1 protein-coding gene and 1 pseudogene are annotated in these 450 nt (G+C 62.0%); one reads left to right on the top strand and one right to left on the bottom strand.

The window, feature by feature from the left end:
• A pseudogene (locus DEQ92_RS22720) lies at nucleotides 1-141 on the top strand (signal recognition particle-docking protein FtsY); the annotation flags it as partial.
• 43 nt (nucleotides 142-184) lie between these two features.
• On the opposite strand, the gene DEQ92_RS22715 reads toward DEQ92_RS22720, so the two are convergent.
• Nucleotides 185-450, bottom strand: a 266-nt coding sequence (locus DEQ92_RS22715) for a DUF5789 family protein (RefSeq protein WP_199522990.1), incomplete at its 5' end; no start/stop codon positions are given.

The following is a 450-nucleotide window of genomic DNA, read 5'->3' as shown; positions in this document are numbered from 1 at the left end:
TCCAACGGCGGCGCGGCCATCTCCATCGCGTACGTCACGGGCAAGCCGATCCTGTTCCTCGGCGTCGGACAGGGCTACGACGACATCGAGCGGTTCGACCCCGAGCGGATGGTCGAACGCCTGGTGGGCGAGGAACCGTAGCCGTTCTTCGATAGCCGTAGCCGCTTTTCGGTAACTCCGCCGCCTACGCGTCGCCGTCGGACTGGAACGGTTCGCCGACTGCCGATCTGGGCAGAAGGTTTAGAAACTCCAGTTCGAGGTCGTCGCTCGAAGTGAAGCGATCGCTGTCAGACTGCTGGATCACCTCGCCCACGGTGACCGAACCGTCGGCCAGTCGGACCGTCAGATCTCCGTACTCGCTGGTCACACGGGACGGAGACACGGGGAACGAGAGCCCGGAAAAGACCGTACCGATTCTGTTGAGCCTTATCGATTCTGTCATAATCGCCT

This window comes from Haloferax sp. Atlit-6N, from assembly GCF_003383195.1.
GTDB lineage: Archaea > Halobacteriota > Halobacteria > Halobacteriales > Haloferacaceae > Haloferax > Haloferax gibbonsii.
This window is presented reverse-complemented; position numbering and strand designations above follow the sequence as displayed.